Annotated in this window: 12 protein-coding genes; 7 read left to right on the forward strand and 5 right to left on the reverse strand. The window is 69.5% G+C overall.

From position 1 onward, the window contains the following. Nucleotides 1-89: 89 nt before the first annotated feature. Nucleotides 90-524, reverse strand: coding sequence for a hypothetical protein (locus tag MEBOL_RS20340; protein ID WP_095978996.1), 435 nt, complete (start codon nt 522-524; stop codon nt 90-92). Nucleotides 525-802: 278 nt separating this feature from the next. On the opposite strand from MEBOL_RS20340, the gene MEBOL_RS20345 reads away from it, so the two are divergent. From MEBOL_RS20345 to MEBOL_RS20365, 5 genes are all read left to right on the forward strand, one after another. Next, nucleotides 803-5053 carry a DNA topoisomerase 3 gene (locus tag MEBOL_RS20345; RefSeq protein ID WP_245919946.1) on the forward strand — a complete coding sequence of 1417 codons (4251 nt, stop codon included), beginning with the start codon at nt 803-805 and terminating at the stop codon, nt 5051-5053. 148 nt (nt 5054-5201) lie between these two features. Then, on the forward strand, nt 5202-5765 hold the full coding sequence (locus tag MEBOL_RS20350) for a DUF2378 family protein (RefSeq protein WP_095978998.1): 564 nt from the start codon (nt 5202-5204) through the stop codon (nt 5763-5765). Between the two features lie 282 nt (nt 5766-6047). Then, nucleotides 6048-6845: a M57 family metalloprotease gene (locus tag MEBOL_RS20355; protein ID WP_095978999.1), complete on the forward strand. Its 798-nt coding sequence runs from the start codon at nt 6048-6050 to the stop codon at nt 6843-6845. A 221-nt stretch (nt 6846-7066) separates the two neighbouring features. Then, nucleotides 7067-7774 (forward strand): LysM peptidoglycan-binding domain-containing protein, encoded by a 708-nt coding sequence (locus MEBOL_RS20360; protein WP_095979000.1) that lies wholly within the window; start codon nt 7067-7069, stop codon nt 7772-7774. Between the two features lie 217 nt (nt 7775-7991). Then, a complete protein-coding gene (locus tag MEBOL_RS20365) occupies nt 7992-8210 on the forward strand; it encodes a hypothetical protein (RefSeq protein WP_095979001.1) in 219 nt (72 codons plus the stop codon). A 67-nt stretch (nt 8211-8277) separates the two neighbouring features. Here MEBOL_RS20365 and MEBOL_RS20370 read toward each other — a convergent pair whose 3' ends face one another. After that, a complete protein-coding gene (locus MEBOL_RS20370; RefSeq protein WP_095982892.1) occupies nt 8278-9393 on the reverse strand; it encodes a hypothetical protein in 1116 nt (371 codons plus the stop codon). Nucleotides 9394-9651: 258 nt separating this feature from the next. Between MEBOL_RS20370 and MEBOL_RS20375 the strand changes: the two genes are divergently transcribed. Next, nucleotides 9652-9969 (forward strand): DUF3817 domain-containing protein, encoded by a 318-nt coding sequence (locus MEBOL_RS20375; RefSeq protein WP_095979002.1) that lies wholly within the window; start codon nt 9652-9654, stop codon nt 9967-9969. A gap of 70 nt (nt 9970-10039) precedes the next feature. Here the strand turns inward: MEBOL_RS20375 and MEBOL_RS20380 are convergent, their stop codons facing one another. The 3 genes from MEBOL_RS20380 to MEBOL_RS20390 form a co-directional block, all read right to left on the reverse strand. After that, the gene (locus MEBOL_RS20380; RefSeq protein WP_095979003.1) at nt 10040-10552 is read right to left on the reverse strand and encodes an Hsp20/alpha crystallin family protein; all 513 of its coding nucleotides are present in this window, start codon (nt 10550-10552) and stop codon (nt 10040-10042) included. 171 nt (nt 10553-10723) lie between these two features. After that, nucleotides 10724-13231, reverse strand: coding sequence for a LamG domain-containing protein (locus tag MEBOL_RS20385; RefSeq protein WP_245919947.1), 2508 nt, complete (start codon nt 13229-13231; stop codon nt 10724-10726). Nucleotides 13232-13410: 179 nt separating this feature from the next. Then, complete coding sequence (locus MEBOL_RS20390) at nt 13411-14553, reverse strand: AAA family ATPase (protein ID WP_095979005.1); 1143 nt, start codon at nt 14551-14553, stop codon at nt 13411-13413. A gap of 186 nt (nt 14554-14739) precedes the next feature. On the opposite strand from MEBOL_RS20390, the gene treZ reads away from it, so the two are divergent. Beyond that, complete coding sequence (gene treZ, locus MEBOL_RS20395) at nt 14740-16584, forward strand: malto-oligosyltrehalose trehalohydrolase (protein ID WP_095979006.1); 1845 nt, start codon at nt 14740-14742, stop codon at nt 16582-16584. The last annotated feature ends 3 nt before the right edge of the window (nt 16585-16587 follow it).

The raw sequence follows: 16587 nt of genomic DNA on the forward strand, positions 1-16587 counted from the left end.
GGACATCCGAGGTCATCCACCTGGAAGCCCCGCCCCCGCGGGTCTTCCTGGCATCTGCGTGCGACCTGGAACTTCTCGAGCGCGCGGCCCTACCAGCTGTAGATACCGCCCTCGTCCATCCCCTCCACCCCGTGATTCCGATCCTGCGTGCCCCCCCGTTTGGAGGCTCTGGCGAGCACGGTGGAAGCCACCGTCAGCCGGGGTGCGGAGGGCCGGATCGACGCGAGACAGGTCACCCCCGTGACCACCTCGTGCAATCCGGCCGTCACCGCGGCCTCCCTCAGTACCGCCAACTGACGGTGCTTCGCCCCCGCGAAGACCGCCCACAGCGATACCTCGGGTCGGTGATTTCCACCGTGCTCGGTTGGACCGGTCGTCCAGGACAACCGGGCCAGAGTCCTCGCCACCGACGCCTGCTCACCCCCCCAGTGCTGCAGCACCCCCTTCGCCTTCCCGCCCTCGCCCCACATGCCGTGGATCGCGTGGTTCGGTGCCCCCATCCCCTGTTCCAGTTTCAGCCTCATGGATTCCCAACCCCGTGGCGTGCCCGTGAGCGCGTTGGTGACAGGTCCGGATATTGTCCAAAACCCGGTTCCGAGTTTTCCGCGCGGACGCCAACCGCTTGCGAGAAGGCGCCAACCTGGATGCCTGGTGGGCGCTTGGGATGAAGTCACCTGGACGGCTTCACCCGGGGTATGGCCTTTCTCGCTCCGTGGGACGAGGGCCGGGCGGGCTGAACGGACTTGCAGGTGGGCGGAGACGGGGCGGGGTATGGTGGGGATCGCGATGAGGTGGGATGACCATGGGTGACGGAGTCCGGGGCGTGCTGGCCGTGGTGGCGGAGAAGCCGTCCATGGCGCGCGACATCGCCCGGGCGGTGGGGGCGCGGGAGCAGGGGGACGGGTTCTTCCGGGGCAACGGCTACGTGGTGACGTGGGCCATCGGTCACCTGGTGGGACTGGCGCAGCCGCACGAGATGCGGCCCGAGTGGAAGCGCTGGCAGCGCGAGCTGCTGCCGATGCTGCCCGCCGACTGGCCGCTGGTGGTGGAGGAGAAGACGGCGAGCCAGTTCCAGGTGGTGCGCCGGGTGATGAACGCGCCCGAGGTGGACGGCGTCGTCTGCGCGACGGATGCCGGGCGCGAGGGCGAGCTCATCTTCCGCTACATCTACGAGGCGGCCGGGTGCCGCAAACCGGTACGGCGGTTGTGGGTGTCCTCGCTGACGGAGGCGGCCATCCTCGCGGGCTTCCGCGCGCTCAAGCCGGGGCGGGACTACGAGCCCCTGGCGGACGCCGCCCGGGGACGCAGCCGGGCGGACTGGCTCGTGGGGATGAACCTGTCGCGCCTGTACACGCTGGCGGGCGGTGGGGACATGCTCTCGGTGGGCCGGGTGCAGACGCCCACGCTGGCCATGGTGGTCGAGCGCGAGCTGGCCATCCGCGACTTCGTTCCCCAGGACTACCTGGAGATCGTCGCCACCTTCGGTCCGGCGGGCCCCCAGGGACCCCAGGGGCTCTATCAGGGCACGTGGTTCCGCCCCATGCTCCCGGGCCAGGAGAAGGACTGGGACGCGCGCGAGGCCCGGCGCCTGAACGCGGACGGCGAGGAGGCCCGCACGGTGGTGGCCCGCGTGGAGAAGGGCCGCGCGGCCGTGGAGTCCGTCACCTCCGAGACGAAGAAGATGGCGCCGCCGCTGCTCTACGATTTGACGGAGCTGCAGCGCCACGCCAACCGCCTGTATGGCTACAGCGCCCAGCGCACCCTGGAGCTGGCCCAGGCGCTGTACGAGAAGCACAAGCTGCTCAGCTACCCGCGTACCTCCAGCCGGCACCTCTCCCAGCAGATCTCCCAGACGCTCCCGGACGTGGTGGCCGCCATCCGGGCGCCCTACGAGGCCCTGCTCGCGCCCGGCACGGGGTCGCGCCCGCTCGGCCGCCGCTTCGTGGACGACGCGAAGGTGACGGACCACCACGCCATCATCCCCACGACGACCTCGCCCGAGAGCGCGCGGCTGTCCGTGGACGAGCGGCGCGTCTATGAGCTCGTCTGCCGGCGGCTGCTCGCGGCGTGGCACGAGGACTTCGTCTGGTCCGTGACGACCGTCATCACCGCCGTCACCTCGCCGGACGCGGTGGACCGCTTCCACAGCACGGGCACCATGGTGGAGCGCGAGGGCTGGAAGGTCCTGGACGTGGGCGGTGGGCAGAAGGCGCCCCGGACCCAGACGGGCAAGGCGAAGAAGGAGGGCGAGGCCGAGGCGGAAGCGCCCGAGGACGAGCAGGATCTTCCCCCCGGACTGGTGAAGGGGCTCGCGCGCGCGGTGCGCGAGGTGAAGCCAGTGACGAAGCGCACGCGGCCTCCGCCCCGGCTCACGGACGCGAGTCTGCTCACGGCGATGGAGTCCGCGGGGCGCCTGCTCGACGACAAGGAGCTGGCGGACGCGATGCGCGAGTCGGGATTGGGCACGCCCGCCACCCGCGCCGCCATCATCGAGACGCTCCTGGACCGGGGCTACCTGGTGCGCAACGGCAAGTCCTTCGAGGCGACGGAGAAGGGCATCGGCCTCATCCGCGTGGTCCATCCGGACGTGAAGAGTCCCGTCATGACGGGCAAATGGGAGGAGTGGTTGCAGCGCATCGAGCGGGGCAGTGGCGACCTCGACTCCTTCCTGCGCGGCATCGAGGCCTATGTCATCGAGGTGGTGGGCAAGGTGCCCGCCTCGTTGTCCCTGCCGCCAGGGGCCATGGCCTCCTCCGCGTCCAGGCGCTCCCGGACTCCGGGGGAGACACCCGCCGTGGCCTCGTCCCGGCAGGCCTCGCTCGCCCTGCCGGAGCAGCCCCGTCCCGAGCGCACCACCCGCACGCCCACGCCTCCCTCCGAGCTGCGTGGACTGCTCCAGTCCGTGTTCGGCTTCCCGGACTTCCGCCCATATCAGGAGGCCGTGTGCCGCACGGCCACCGAGGGCAAGGATCTCCTGCTGGTGATGCCCACGGGCGCCGGCAAGTCGCTGTGCTACCAGCTCCCGGGTCTGGCGCGCGCCGGGACCACGCTGGTCATCAGCCCGCTCATCGCGCTCATGGAGGACCAGGTGGCGCGGCTGCAATCCCTGGGACTCGCGGCCGAGCGCATCCACTCGGGCCGGGGCCGCCCCGCGTCGCGCCAGGCGTGCGCGGACTACCTGGAGGGCAAGCTCGACTTCCTCTTCATCGCGCCCGAGCGGCTCGGCGTCCCGGGCTTCGTGGAGCTGCTGGCCCGGCGCACGCCCGCGCTCGTGGCGGTGGACGAGGCGCACTGCATCTCCCAGTGGGGGCATGACTTCCGTCCGGATTACCGGCTGCTGGGGGCCCGCCTGCCCATGCTTCGCCCCGCGCCCATCATCGCGCTCACCGCCACGGCCACCCCGGACGTGCAACGCGACATCGTCCAGCAACTGGGGCTCGAGGGAGCGCGCGGCGCCACCGCCCGCACCTTCATCCACGGCTTCCGGCGCACCAACATCGCCATCGAGGTGCGCGAGCTCAACCCGGGCCAGCGCGCCGAGGCCATCCGCGACCTGCTCGCCGAGCCCTCGCACCGGCCCGCCATTGTCTACGCCGCCACGCGCAAGCACGCCGAGCAATACACGGACACGCTCGCCGCGGACTTCCGCACGGGCACCTACCACGCCGGCCTGGGCGCCACGGAGCGCGACGCGGTGCAGGCGGCCTTCCTCGGCGGCAAGCTGGACGTCATCGTGGCGACGACCGCCTTCGGCATGGGCATCGACAAGGCGGACGTGCGCACCGTGGTGCATGCCGCGCTGCCCGCGAGCGTGGAGGGCTACTACCAGGAGCTGGGCCGCGCGGGCCGGGATGGCAAGCCCTCGCGCGCGGTGCTGCTGCACGGCTTCATCGACCGGCGCACCCATGAGTTCTTCCACCAGCGCGACTACCCCGAGCCGTCCGTGCTCGAGCGGCTCCAGCGCGCCGTGCGCGAGGACTTCGAGCCCAAGGAAGCGCTCGCGGCCCGGGTGCGCATGGCCTCCGACGTCTTCGACAAGGCGCTCGAGCAGCTGTGGATCCACGGCGGCGTGGAGATGTCCCCGGAGGAGTCCGTGCGCCTGGGCAAGCCGGGCTGGAAGGCGTCGTACTCCGCGCAGCGCGAGCACAAGCAGGCCCAGCTCGAGCACATGGCCCGCTACGCCGAGGCGCATGGGTGCCGGATGAAGCACCTGGTGTCGCACTTCGGAGATGTGCAGGACTCGGGCGCCGCGTGTGGCCTGTGCGACGTGTGCGCCCCCGAGTCCTGCGCCACCCTGCGCTTCGGCGAGCCTTCCGCCGCCGAGGCCCAGGCGCTCACCCGCGTCCTCGGCGCGCTCCACGAGCGCGATGCCCAGGCCACCGGCCGGCTCCACCGCGAGCTGTTCGGCGAGGCGCTCGCCCGCCGCGACTTCGAGCGGCTGCTCGGGGGACTCGTGCGCGCCGGGCTCGCGCATCTGTCCGAGGACACCTTCGAGAAGGATGGCCAGCGCATCGCCTTCCAGCGCGTGGCGCTCACCCCCGAGGGCCGCCGCACGCGGACGCTCGCCCCGGGGCTCGTGCAACTGCCCCTGGCCGCCAAGGAGTCCAAGAAGGGCAAGTCCACCCGGGGCGTACGCCGCGCGCCTCGCCGCAAGAAGGCCGCCGCCGGTAAGGGCCGCGAGCGCGTGGCCGCCGGGCGCTCCGAGCCCCAGGTCGAATACGAGGAACAAGCCGCGCCCTCGCGGGGGCGCGAGGCCCTGACGCGGGCCCTGGATCGCTCCCGGCGCAGTGGCGCGACGTGGGGGGTGAGCACGGCGGGGGGGGGCACGGCTCCGCCCCAGCTCGTGGAGGCCTTGAAGGCCTGGCGGCTCACCGAGGCCCGCCGCCGGCGCGTGCCCGCCTTCCGCATCCTCACGGACCGCGTGCTCGGTGCCATCGCCAGCGCGCGTCCCCGGGATGGCGCGGCGCTCCAGCGCATCCACGGCGTCGGTCCCACGCTCACCGAGCGCTACGGCGAGACCCTGCTCACGATCGTGAGCCGCATCCCCGTGTAGGTGTCCTGCACTGGGAGGCAGGTGCCACCCCTGGCGGTCCCTCTATGGAAAAGTGAGCATCGGCCTTGAGGGAGGAGAGCGCCCGGCGCGAGGATCCGTTTACCTGCCGGATGGAGGCGTCGCTGCCACGGTGCCGAAGGGATCCATCATGTCGCTGCAGAAGGTGGTGTTCGCCACGGCCGTCGAGGCCTTGTTCGTGCGGGAGCTGGGCGCGAACCTGACGGGCGTGGGCCGCCGGCTCCTGCGCGAGGTGGGTCTGGACCTGGATCAGCCGCTCGAGGTGTCCTACCCCCTGGAGCAGTGGAAGCGCTTCGTGAGCACCGCCGCGACGGTGCTCTACCCCCACTTGCCCTCCTCCGAGGCGCACTGGTGGATGGGCATCCACTTCGTGGAGGGCTACCTGCAGACGTCCGTGGGACGCGTGGTGGCGGATCTCGCGCCGGTGATTGGCCCCCGGCGGATGCTCGAGCGCATGGGCGCGGACCTGAGCAGCGGCAACAACTTCAGCGAGGTGCGCCTGATGGAGCACCGGCCTCGCTACGTCGAGCTGTGGATGAACGATGTCCTCGACGATCACTCCTCCTTCGCCGCGGGCCTCATCCTGCGGGCCCAGCAGATGGCCGGCGCGCGCAACGTCAGTGTGGATGTGTGGTCCTTCGATGGCACCGCCGGTACCTTCCTCGTGCGTTGGCGGGATGCTGTCCGAGGATGAGTCAGTCCTGTCCGAATCGAGGACAATCCGCGTGCCGGAATCCAACCCATTGAAATAACAGGGGTTGAGTGGGGAGAGTGTCAGGTATTCTGACAGGGACGGCCTGGTTTCCTGGAACACGGGTACTCCAACTTCTTCCCCGTTGTTCGGGGTGAGCCGGGCTTTCCCGAGGAGAGGCGCTGTTGGCCCGCGGGTTGCTCAGGACAATGGGCGCGTGGCCGGGGTGGGGCTTTTCCCCAACGGCCTCGTCCCCCCTCGTTGTCCCCCGAAGAGGAAGTTCCGATGCGCAAGCTGTCCATGGCGTTGCTGGCGGGTATGTCCCTGGTGGGTTGTGGTGGTGCGGAGAGCTCCGAGACCACCGAGCAGACGCTCCCCACGTTCGAGGAGTTCGAGGCCTCCGCCACCAAGGACGTCGAGGGCGTCTACATCGTCAACGGTGACGAGGCGGTGGAGAACCTGCGCGAGTACTACGACGCCACGGTGGCCCGGGGCGATGTGGGCTCCACGCAGGGCGGCCTGGCCGTCTACTACGTGGGCAAGGACATCAAGTGGCCCAGCACCCAGGCCCGTAACATCACCTACTGCGTCAGCAAGACCTCCTTCGGCTCGAACTACAACGCCGTGGTGAGCGCGATGAACAGCGCGGCGGCCGCCTGGGAGGCCACGGCGAACGTCAACTTCGTGCACGCCAGCACCTATGACACCAACTGCACCGCGTCGCAGGCGGGCGTGGTGTTCGACGTGCGCCAGGTCAGCGGCCAGTCCTACACGGCGCGCGCCTTCTTCCCCAACTCCAGCCGCTCGGCGCGCAACGTGCTCATCGACAGCAGCGCCTTCCGCATGACGGGCGCCTGGACCCTGACTGGCGTGCTGCGCCACGAGCTGGGCCACACGCTCGGCTTCCGCCACGAGCACACCCGCCTCTCCAGCACCGGCTGCTACGAGGACGCTTCCTGGCGTGGGCTGACCAACTATGACTCCTCGTCCGTCATGCACTACCCCCAGTGCAAGGGCACGCAGAAGGGTGACCTCGTGCTGACGAGCATGGACAAGACGGGCGCCCGCGCGCTCTACCCGTAAGCCGCTTTTCGCCTTCGCCGTAAGCAGAGGGCCGCCCGCCGTCCGCCTCCTCCTCGAGGCGTCCGGTGCGCGGCCCTTTGTCTTTTGTCTTTTCCCGGCCGGGGGCGGGGGCCATCCGCGCCCTCCTCGCTTTTCGCCGCAACTTCCGAGGCCCAGGTCCCGAGAATTTCTCCGAGTTTACGAATTCAATTCCTTCTTTTTCCTGCCCCAGGGAAGACCCCATGAGCTACCGCATCAAGTCCGGTGACACGCTGTCGGCCATCGCGAAGAGCAACCACACGACGGTCAGCGCGCTCATGAAGGCCAATCCGCAGATCAAGGACGCGAACAAGATCTACGCGGGCAAGACGCTGAACATCCCGGGCTCGCGCGACAGCTTCGAGCCGGCCAAGGGCGGCGCCAAGGGGGGTGGCAAGACGGGCGGCGCGCAGGCGGGTGGCAAGACGGGCGGCGCGGATGGCGCCGCGGCCACGGGTCCGGCGTCGCAGGGTCCCAAGGGCAGCCCGTTCGACATCGCCAAGTCGCACCTGAACAAGAACGCCGGCAGCCTCAAGCTGGAGAAGAACGGCGTGGGCGCGGACATGGAGGACTGGGTCCCCAACAACGTCAACTGCGCCAACTTCGTCTCCGCGTGCCTGGAGCAGGCGGGGCAGATCAAGAACGGCCAGCACCACAACGCCGTGCTCGGCCTGCAGAAGAACCTGGACAACGACCCGAACTTCAAGCGCGTGTCCATCAACCAGGCCAAGCCGGGTGACGTGGTGAGCCTCAAGACGCCGGGCGGTCACCACGTGGTGATGTTCGCCGGGATGAAGAACGGCAAGCCCCAGTACATCGGCTCCAACAACATCAATAGCGATGGCTCGCAGCGCATCAGCTACTCGCAGATGAACTACCCCATCATGTCCGTCCACCAGTACCGCGGCTAAGCGGAGCCGCCCCCACGGCGCGCAAGAAGGGGGGGCCGCCACCCGGTGGCTCTCCGGAACCTGGATGGACACGCGGTGCCGGACGATTCGTACCGGCACCGCGTTTCTTTTTCACCCGAGGTGCCTGGGGGGCCCGCCTGGTGGCTCGCTCTTGTCCTCCACCCGGGAGGGCCGTAGCCTGGGCGGGAAGACACCTCTTTCCAACAGGAGTCGGACGATGAAGCGGTGGGTGGCATGCGTCACGGTGATCGGACTGGGAAGCACCCTCATGACGGGGTGCGGTGACAAGCCGGCGGAGGCCAAGGTCGAGCAGGGCCCCTACGCCATCACCAAGCCCCAGCCCCTGCCCCCCGAGCGGGGCGTGGCGCCCTTCGGCGTGGGTCCGGGCACGGACAACTCGGGCATGGCGGCCCGGGAGCAGCTCCAGCAGCACTAGCTCGCGCCGGGGTGCTCCCTCGCCCCGTCCCGCGTTCTCCTCCGGGCGCGCGGGGCGGGCTGCCGGCTCAGTGCGGCACGGGAAGGACGACGAAGAGCACTTCCAGGATGATGAGCACGACGATCATCAGCTCCAGGGTGAGCGAGCGGGCCGTGTCCACCTCGCCCTTGAGCAGGCTGTACGTCTGGGTGAGCAGCTGCTGCTTGCGCGTCACCGAGGCCTGCCACGCCGGAATGCGCATGCGCTTGACGGCGGCCTCGTAGACCTTGGCGAGGTAGAAGTCGCCGATGATCTTCAGGCTGTTCTCCACGCGCTCGACGAACTCGTTGAGGTCCACCAGGGTGGCCAGCGTCTCGCGCGCCAGGCCCCGGTAGGGGCTGCGCAAGAGGGCCCGCCAGTCGTTGCGCTTGGCCTGCATCTGATCATGGATGCGTCCCATGTGGGCATCCAGCAGATGGTCGTAGTAGCGGAACTCCAGGAGCTGGGCATTGGCCACCTCCAGCAGATCCGGGATGTCGTTGGAGCCGGACGGCTCGTAGACGAAGGCGCTGTTCCAGTCGACGACGACCAGATCGTCCACCGTGTAGCTGAAGCGCGCCTGGGTGACGGACTCCCGCTCCCGGGCGGACAGGGGCCGGTTGTCCACCTCGCCGAGCAGCACCCGGGCCAGGTCCGCGCGCGCCAGCAGCTCCTCGGCGGAGGGGTTGCCCCGCACCTGCTCGACGAAGAGGACCGTGTAGCTCTCGTTCTGATCCCACAGGTGGGGCAGCAGCGTCGCCGGGGCGATGGTCTGACGGACCGACTCGATGAGCTCCAGGGCGAGCTCCTCCAGGGCCACGCTGTCGTAGAGCTCATCGGCCAGCGCGGTGAGCTCCTCGAGCCCGGTGCCGGGGTTCACGGGCACGCGCAGGATGATGGAGGCGGCGCCGTGGTCGAACAGGCGCGCCGTCACGTCCACGGTGACGGGTCCCTGGCGCAGCGCGAGCGCGCGCCGGCCCAGCTCGAAGGCCAGCGGCGGATTGGGGAGCTGGAGGTACTGACTGTTGTCACGGCCCAGCTTGAGGCGGCGGGTATCCGAGGACACGGCGCGGCGTGCGACCTCGAGGTTGATTTCCTCCGCGATGTCGAAGGTGCGGTAGCAGAGGACGTGGGCCTTCTCGAAAATGAGCGGGGCGGCGACCATGGGAATCACCTTAGCCGCTCGCTCGTGCATCGAAGGGCGCGAAGCAGACGCCGGGCTCCAAAACGTCCGATCCAGACGTTCCTCGGGCTCCCCCGGCGAGGCGGATATTTACATTATTACTGGTTCCCCTGACAGGCAGGCGAGCGGGGGAGGCGCCGGGTGGGCAACCCATGCGGGGTCGCGAGAAACTGTTATGACCGCCCTCGCACGGGATGCCACCGGGCGGGATGGGCCCGCTCGAACAGGAAAGACACCGCGATGTTGACCACGCCCCTTGGACGCTTCCGCCTCGTTGCCTTCTGGGAAGGACTGTCCTTTCTCATCCTCCTGCTCATCGCCATGCCCCTGAAATACAAGCTGGGCATGCCCCAGGCGGTGCGGGCGGTGGGCATGGCGCACGGGGTGTTGTTCATCGCCTACCTGTTCACGCTGATGACGGCGGCGCTCGAGCACCGCTGGGGCTTCAAGCGGGTGACGGTGGCCTTCCTCGCCTCGTTGGTGCCGGGCGGGACGTTCTGGCTCGACGCTCAGCTGCGCCGCGAGGCGCGGGAACCCTCCACGCTGGGCGCGTCGTAGGCTCGGGCCCCCACGCGAAGCGGCCCATCCGAGGACACCGCCTCGAATGGGCCGCGTGCTCGACAGCAGCTCAGGCCTTCACCTTGCCCTGCTTGCCGGCTTCCGATGTGCCCACCTGGATGCGCTTGGGTTGCACCTCGGGCAGCTTGGGCAGCCGCAGGTGCAGGACGCCTTCCTTCAAGTCCGCCACGCAGTGTTCCGCGTCCACTCCTTCGGGGAGGGTGAACGAGCGGCTGAACGAGCCGAAGCTCCGTTCGTAGGCGTAGAAGCGGTCCGAATCCTCCTGCCGCTCATTCTCCCGCTTGCCACTGATGGTGATGCGATCCCCCGTGAGGGAGATTTCCAGATCCTCCTCCTTCACTCCGGGGACATCCGCCTTGAAGACATAGGCGTCATTCGTTTCCTTCACCTCGAAGGCCGGGGCGAAGGTCCATGTCTGCTCGGTGCCCAGCATGCGTCCTACTTGTTCGAAGGGATCGAGCCCCATCAATTCCTGCATCCGCTCGAAGGGATCGAATCCCCGTGCCCGCCTCTGGGCCAACGGCGTGCCGCCACCTCCTCGACGTACCGGTAGATCAGCCATGACGCTGTTCCTCCTTCTGTCGTGGCCGCCTCCCCCATGGAGGCGGTCCTCCCTATTACGGTAGAGCCGAGGGGGGGGCCCACAAGGGGGGCGGGTTCCAAAGGCGCTTCCCGTCCCGAGGGACGTGCCTCGGGACGATCCCTTCGCCGCATGGCCGGGTGCGTCTGGAGGTCAGGGCGCGAACTTCCAGGGCCGGGTCACCGCGGGCTTGAAGCAGTGGACCTGGGCGACGCTCCCGCTGCCGAGCTCCTGGACGACCCCCGCTCCATAGCCGCGCGCCTGGCACCACTTGCTGACCTCCAGCCGGGACTCCGCGCTGGTGACGCTGGTGCTGGAGGCGGTTCCCAATTGCTGCCGGGGCACGTCCTGGATGAGGCCCGAGTTGAAGCAGCCCACCCACGGCCGGGAAGTCATCTCGAAGAGCTGACCCGTCGTCCACCCGAGGCTGTTGCACCAGCGGTGGATGGCCGCCGAGCAGGCGGTGCTCTGGGAGACGCGCTCGTCGGTGCACTCGGCGTGGCGGCGCGTCAGCTCCTCGTACGTCACCGCGAGGCTCTCGTGCTGGATGGGGGCGCAGGCCACGTTCACCTCGGTGGCGGAGGCGGAGGCCGGCACGCCCAGGAGCGAGATGGGAGGACGGTTGCCCACCACCTGCTGGAGGGTGTCATAGAAGTTGGTGGCCGAGGCCAGGGCGTCATCCGCTCCCCGCTGCGCGCAGACGCGGTGCATGGCCACGGCGCACGCCTCCGTCCCCAGCGCCGAGACGCCGTTGCAGTCCGGGTGTTGCTGATTCATGACGAACTGGCTGCTCGTGGGCTCCTCCTGGATGGCGGCTTCCTTGCAGTCCGCGCCCAGGGTCGTGAGGCAGATGCTGCGGTTGGAGCGCGCCTGGGTGAAGAAGCGCACCTCGTCGATGAAGCCCTGGAACGAGCCCTCGCCGTTGGCCGGGCACGTCTGCGTGTCCAGGTTGGCGCCCGCGCCGACGTAGAGCGTCCCCGTGCCCAGCTTGAAGGTGCCGGGCACCACGGGCAGCGCGCGGCCCGTCTTCACGCCGTTGATGTACTCGCCGAACTCTCCCGACACGCCGTCCCAGGTGTAGGCCAGGTGCGTCCACACGCCCTTGGGCAGCACGGGGCTCCAGCCCAGGCGCGTGCGGGTGCCGTTGATGACGAAGGACATCTGCACCGCGCCGTTCGTCTCGTAGATGAGGTCCAACCCGCCCGGCTTGGCCAGCAGGTAGCGGTAGGGGTTGCCGGAGCAGCCCTGGTTGATGGCGGCATCCGGCCGGACGGCGAGCTGGAGCGAGAAGCCGCGCACGGGGGCGCCCACGCCCGGGACGGTGTGGGTGGCGTCGGTCAGGTTCACGGTGAGGGCGCCGCCGCCGGGAAGCGTCAGGGCCTTGCCCTTGCCGTGCGGCTCCCACAGCGAGCCCGAGGGCGGCTGCGTCACGGCGTTGCTCGCGGAGATGCTCGCCGTGCCCACGAGCGTGCCCGTGTAGAAGCGGCCCGAGGTGTCGGGCGTGCGCGTCAAATCATATGTCCCGGCGCGGGTGACCAGCTCGTTCATGGGCAGGGTGAGCAGCTGGAAGGGATGGCTCAGCTCGCCCAGGTCCACCTCGTTGTAGTCCGCCGTGTTGCTGCCGAAGAGCGAGAGCACGTCATGCGTCTTGGTGACGGGCAGGTAGCGCGTCTCGTTGTTCGTGCCCGGGGGGAAGTTCTGCTCGGGCGCGCGCTCCTGCTCGAAGTTCCACATGGGGCCCGAGTAGAAGAGGTGCGCGACGTCCTGCCGGTCGGTGTTGATGCTTCCGTCGACGTGGTGGGCCGTCCACCCCGTGTCCGCGCCAATCAGGCTGACCGCCTCGCGGCGGCCACCCGCCGCTCCGGTGAAGCCCACGGCCATGAACAGGACGTTGCGGCCCTCGTGGTCCACCCAGGGGTAGGCGCCCCGGACGATGTCCCCGTTGAGCGTGTCCCCGAAGAACTCGCCCGTGGCGGCCTTCATGCGCTGCCAGGCGAGGGGGTAGCGTTTCACGCCCGACGTGGTGTCGTTGTACATCATGGACAGCGGGCGGGGCGTGCTCCAACCCGTGGCCGCGCAGGGCGTGGGGTTGTAGGTGTACATGATGCGATCGATGGCGCCGTCGTTGTTGGGACCGCCCTGGTAGAGGAGCAGCCGCCCATCGGAGGTCATCGTCGGCTCGATGCCGAAGATGCCGGCGCCCGTGACCGTCGTCAGGGTCTCCAGCGGGCCCGTGGTGAACGTGGACACCTCCGCCTGGGTCGTGAAGGGCTGGCTGATGCGCGCGTCCAACGTGCGGCGGCGGAAGCGGTTGGGCCCGTTGAACATCATCGAGTCGAAGATGTAGGGCTGGTAGACCGCCGTGCCCGCCGAGAGCGTGTAGGGCTGCGCGGGGTTGGGGAAGCAGAGCGCCAGCGCGTTCTCGCCGTTCTTCACCTGGGTCGTCTTGCCCGGGGAGAACGCGGCGCCGAAGCCCGGCTTGCCCTGGGCGTCATAGGTGACCGCCTCGGGCTTGAACACCCGGGCCCGCCAGGTGGTGGTCGTCGTCGCGTGATCCTCCCCCACGTTGCCGATGAAGAGCCGCCCATCCAGGCTCGAGGCATGGCCGTTGGAGCCAAAGGGCGTGGAGATGCGCGTGTTGACCAGTGAGGGCCGGGGCACGGCGGCGGCCTCCCCCGCGCCGAGGACGAATCCGAGCAGGGGAAGGAGGTGATACGGCCGCGAACGCGGGGACGGACAGGAATGGTTGGGGGAAACCATACGTACTCCTGTAATCGAGGGAAAACGATTATAACCTGTTTCCCTGACTCAGGACGGACTTCCCGCCGCGAGAGCGCCCCTCAGCCGGTGACGGCGCGCACCTGCTCGCCGTCGAGCACCAGGCGCACCGTGGAGACCTCGGGCTCGCCGAAGTGCTCGTAGGCCACGCGCTCCAGTTGGGGCACCAGGGCGGCGCGAAGCCCGCGGGCGCCCGTCTCGCGCTTGAGCGCCCGGGCCACCACCCACTCGCGCACCGAGGGCTCCACCACCAGCTCCAGCCCCTCGAGGGAGAACTCGCGCTCGTAGCCGCGCAGCACGTTGTCCTCGAGGATGTTGCCCAGCGTGGCCGCGTCCAGCGGCGAGAAGGAGACGATGCGGCTGAAGCGGCCAATCAGCTCCGGAATGAAGCCGTAGCGCGCGAAGGCCGCCGTCTGCTCGATCTGCTCCTCCGTCACCTGCTCCGCGATGGCCACCTCGCGCTTGCGCACGTCGCGGCCAAAGCCCAGCCGCTCGCGCGTGCCCCCCGTCTCCTCCGCAGTGCCCTTGAGGCCGCTGAACGCCCCGCACGCGATGAAGGTGATCGCCGAGAGCTCCAGCGGCAGGGGCGGCGTGCGGCTGGTGAAGCCGAAGTCCGGGGGAAAGTCCGCCCGCGCCGCGCTCAGCAGGTTGAGCAGACTGCGCTGGACGCCGAAGCCGCTCACGTCCTTGGTGGTCTGCTGTCCCGCGAATCTCGCGTCCGAGCGGCTGGTGGCGAGCTTGTCGAACTCGTCCATGCAGATGGCGCCGCAGGACGCCCACGCCACGTCCCCATCCGCCGCCTCGTACAGCCGCGAGAGCATGGTCCTCACGTCATCGCCCACGTAGCCCGTCTCGGAGAACTGCGTGGCGTCCACGATGACGGTGGGCACGCCCAGCACCTCCCGGAAGAGCAACTCCACGAGGAACGTCTTGCCGCTGCCGGTGGGGCCCAGGAACAGGCAGTTCTCGCGGGCGCCGGGCTCGGGCGCGAGTCCTTCCAGGTGGATGCGCCGCAGCCGCTGCACGTGGCGGTAGGCCAGCACCGACGCCGCGCGCCTCGCCTCCCGCTGCCCCCGGTAGCCCAGCTCGGTGAGCCGTTGATCGATCTGCCGGGGCGAGAGCACCTCCAGGGCGGCGACGCGCTCGCGAACGGATTCACTGGGCTCGAAGGGAAGGGAGTGCAGGTGGTCGGGACGTGGGCTCATGAAGTGGTGGGCATCTTTCCGGCACCGAGCCTCGGGCGACAAGCGCCGCCTGCTTCCGGCGTCAGTGCCCGGCCGCTCTCGGAGGGGGCATTCACTGGGGTTTCGGGGGTGACTGGTGAACATCTGCCCCGCGCGCGGATGGATCGGCGCCTCCCACGCGGGGTGAGGGTGGATAAGTAGGGCGCCATGGAACAAGCCGTGAAGACGCGAGGCCAGGTGGCTCGATTGGGTGCGTGGGTGGAGGAGGGCGTGGGGGTGCGGTGGCGGGTCTGGGCTCCGTCGCACCGACAGGTCGAGGTGGTGTTACACGGACAGGATGGGCAGCCAGGCGATGTGCTGCCCCTGCGCGACGAGGGCGGGGGCTTCTTCACCGCCACGCTCGCGGGCCAGGGCGCGGGCGTGCGCTACAAGCTGCGCGTGGATGGCGAGGGCCCCTTTCCGGACCCCTGGAGCCGATCCCAGCCGGAGGGCGTGCATGGCCCGTCCGAGGTGGTGGTGCCGGACTTCGCGTGGACGGACGCCGGATGGAAGGGCGCGGATCCCAAGGCCCAGGTCATCTATGAGGTGCACGTGGGCACGGCCACGCCCGAGGGCACCTTCGACGCGCTGATTCCCCAGCTGGACACCCTCAAGGCGCTGGGCGTCACCACGCTGGAGCTGTTGCCGCTGGCGAGCTGGCCGGGCACGCGCAACTGGGGCTATGACGGCGTGGCGCTCTTCGCCCCTCCGGCCGTGTATGGCGGCCCCGAGGGCCTGCGGCGCCTCGTCGACGCGGCCCACGCGCGGGGGCTCGCGGTGCTCATCGACGCCGTCTACAACCACTTCGGACCGGACGGGAACTACCTGCGCTGCTACTCGCCGCACTACTTCACCGGCAAGCACCACACGCCCTGGGGCGAGGCCATCAACTACGACGGCGAGGGCTCCGCGGTGGTGCGCGAGCTGGTGCTCTCCAACGTGGAGATGTGGATCCGCGACTACCACGCGGACGGCCTGCGCCTGGACGCGGCCCACGCCATCATCGACGACAGCAAGCCGCACCTGCTCACCCAGATTCCCGAGCGCGCCCGGGCCGCGGCCGAGGGCCGGAGCGTGGTCATCATCGCCGAGGATGATCGCAACGACACGCGGCTGGTGGCCTCCCCGGACAAGGGCGGACATGCGCTGGAGGGTGTCTGGGCGGATGACTTCCACCACCAACTGCGCCGGGCCTTCGCCGGGGACAGCGAGGGCTACTACGCCGACTACACCGGGAGCGTGGCGGACATCGCGCGCACGCTGCGCCAGGGCTGGTTCTACGAGGGTCAGACCTCCCAGGTGCACAAGAAGCCCCGGGGCACGCCCGCGTCCTCCCTGGAGCCGTGGCACTTCGTGCACTGCATCCAGAATCACGATCAGATTGGCAACCGGGCACAGGGTGAGCGCCTGGGCGCGGACGTGTCTCCGGCGGCCTACCGCGCCATGAGCACGCTGCTCCTGCTCTCGCCGTACACGCCGCTGCTCTTCCAGGGCCAGGAGTGGAACGCGAGCACGCCCTTCATCTACTTCACGGACCACAACGCCGAGCTGGGCAAGCTGGTGACGGAGGGACGGCGCAAGGAGTTCGCGGGCTTCTCGAAGTTCTCCGGTGACACGGTGCCGGATCCCCAGGCCCGGGAGACCTTCACCCGCTCGAAGCTCGACTGGAGCGAGGCGGACAAGCCGGAGCACGCGGGGGTGCTCGCCCTGTACCGCGAGCTGCTGCACCTGCGCTCCACCGAGCCCTCGCTCCAGCCGAGGGGCCGCGGCACCTACGATGCGCGGCCCCTGGGGGACAACGGACTGGTGCTCGAGCGCCAGGGTCCGGAGGACTCGTTCCAGGTCATCGTCGCGGTGAAGGGACGCCTGGAGTACCCGTTGCCAGAGACGGCCCGCCTCGTCCTCTGGAGCGAAGCGGTTCGCTTCGGCGGCGCGGACGAGAAGTCGCCGCTGCGTGCCGGGGTGCTGGCGCTCGACGGCCCGTCGGCCGTGGTGGTCCGGCTGACGAAGTGACGC

This window comes from Melittangium boletus DSM 14713, from assembly GCF_002305855.1.
GTDB lineage: Bacteria > Myxococcota > Myxococcia > Myxococcales > Myxococcaceae > Cystobacter > Cystobacter boletus.

What these genes read in the sequence shown, in the direction of transcription:
- MEBOL_RS20380 (WP_095979003.1), bottom strand. Translation starts at nt 10,552, where the DNA reads ATGGCTGATCTACCGGTACGTCGAGGAGGTGGCGGCACGCCGTTGGCC.
- MEBOL_RS20355 (WP_095978999.1), top strand. Translation starts at nt 6,048, where the DNA reads ATGCGCAAGCTGTCCATGGCGTTGCTGGCGGGTATGTCCCTGGTGGGT.
- MEBOL_RS20340 (WP_095978996.1), bottom strand. Translation starts at nt 524, where the DNA reads ATGAGGCTGAAACTGGAACAGGGGATGGGGGCACCGAACCACGCGATC.
- MEBOL_RS20375 (WP_095979002.1), top strand. Translation starts at nt 9,652, where the DNA reads ATGTTGACCACGCCCCTTGGACGCTTCCGCCTCGTTGCCTTCTGGGAA.
- MEBOL_RS20370 (WP_095982892.1), bottom strand. Translation starts at nt 9,393, where the DNA reads ATGGTCGCCGCCCCGCTCATTTTCGAGAAGGCCCACGTCCTCTGCTAC.
- MEBOL_RS20360 (WP_095979000.1), top strand. Translation starts at nt 7,067, where the DNA reads ATGAGCTACCGCATCAAGTCCGGTGACACGCTGTCGGCCATCGCGAAG.
- MEBOL_RS20345 (WP_245919946.1), top strand. Translation starts at nt 803, where the DNA reads ATGGGTGACGGAGTCCGGGGCGTGCTGGCCGTGGTGGCGGAGAAGCCG.
- MEBOL_RS20365 (WP_095979001.1), top strand. Translation starts at nt 7,992, where the DNA reads ATGAAGCGGTGGGTGGCATGCGTCACGGTGATCGGACTGGGAAGCACC.
- MEBOL_RS20390 (WP_095979005.1), bottom strand. Translation starts at nt 14,553, where the DNA reads ATGAGCCCACGTCCCGACCACCTGCACTCCCTTCCCTTCGAGCCCAGT.
- MEBOL_RS20350 (WP_095978998.1), top strand. Translation starts at nt 5,202, where the DNA reads ATGTCGCTGCAGAAGGTGGTGTTCGCCACGGCCGTCGAGGCCTTGTTC.
- treZ (WP_095979006.1), top strand. Translation starts at nt 14,740, where the DNA reads ATGGAACAAGCCGTGAAGACGCGAGGCCAGGTGGCTCGATTGGGTGCG.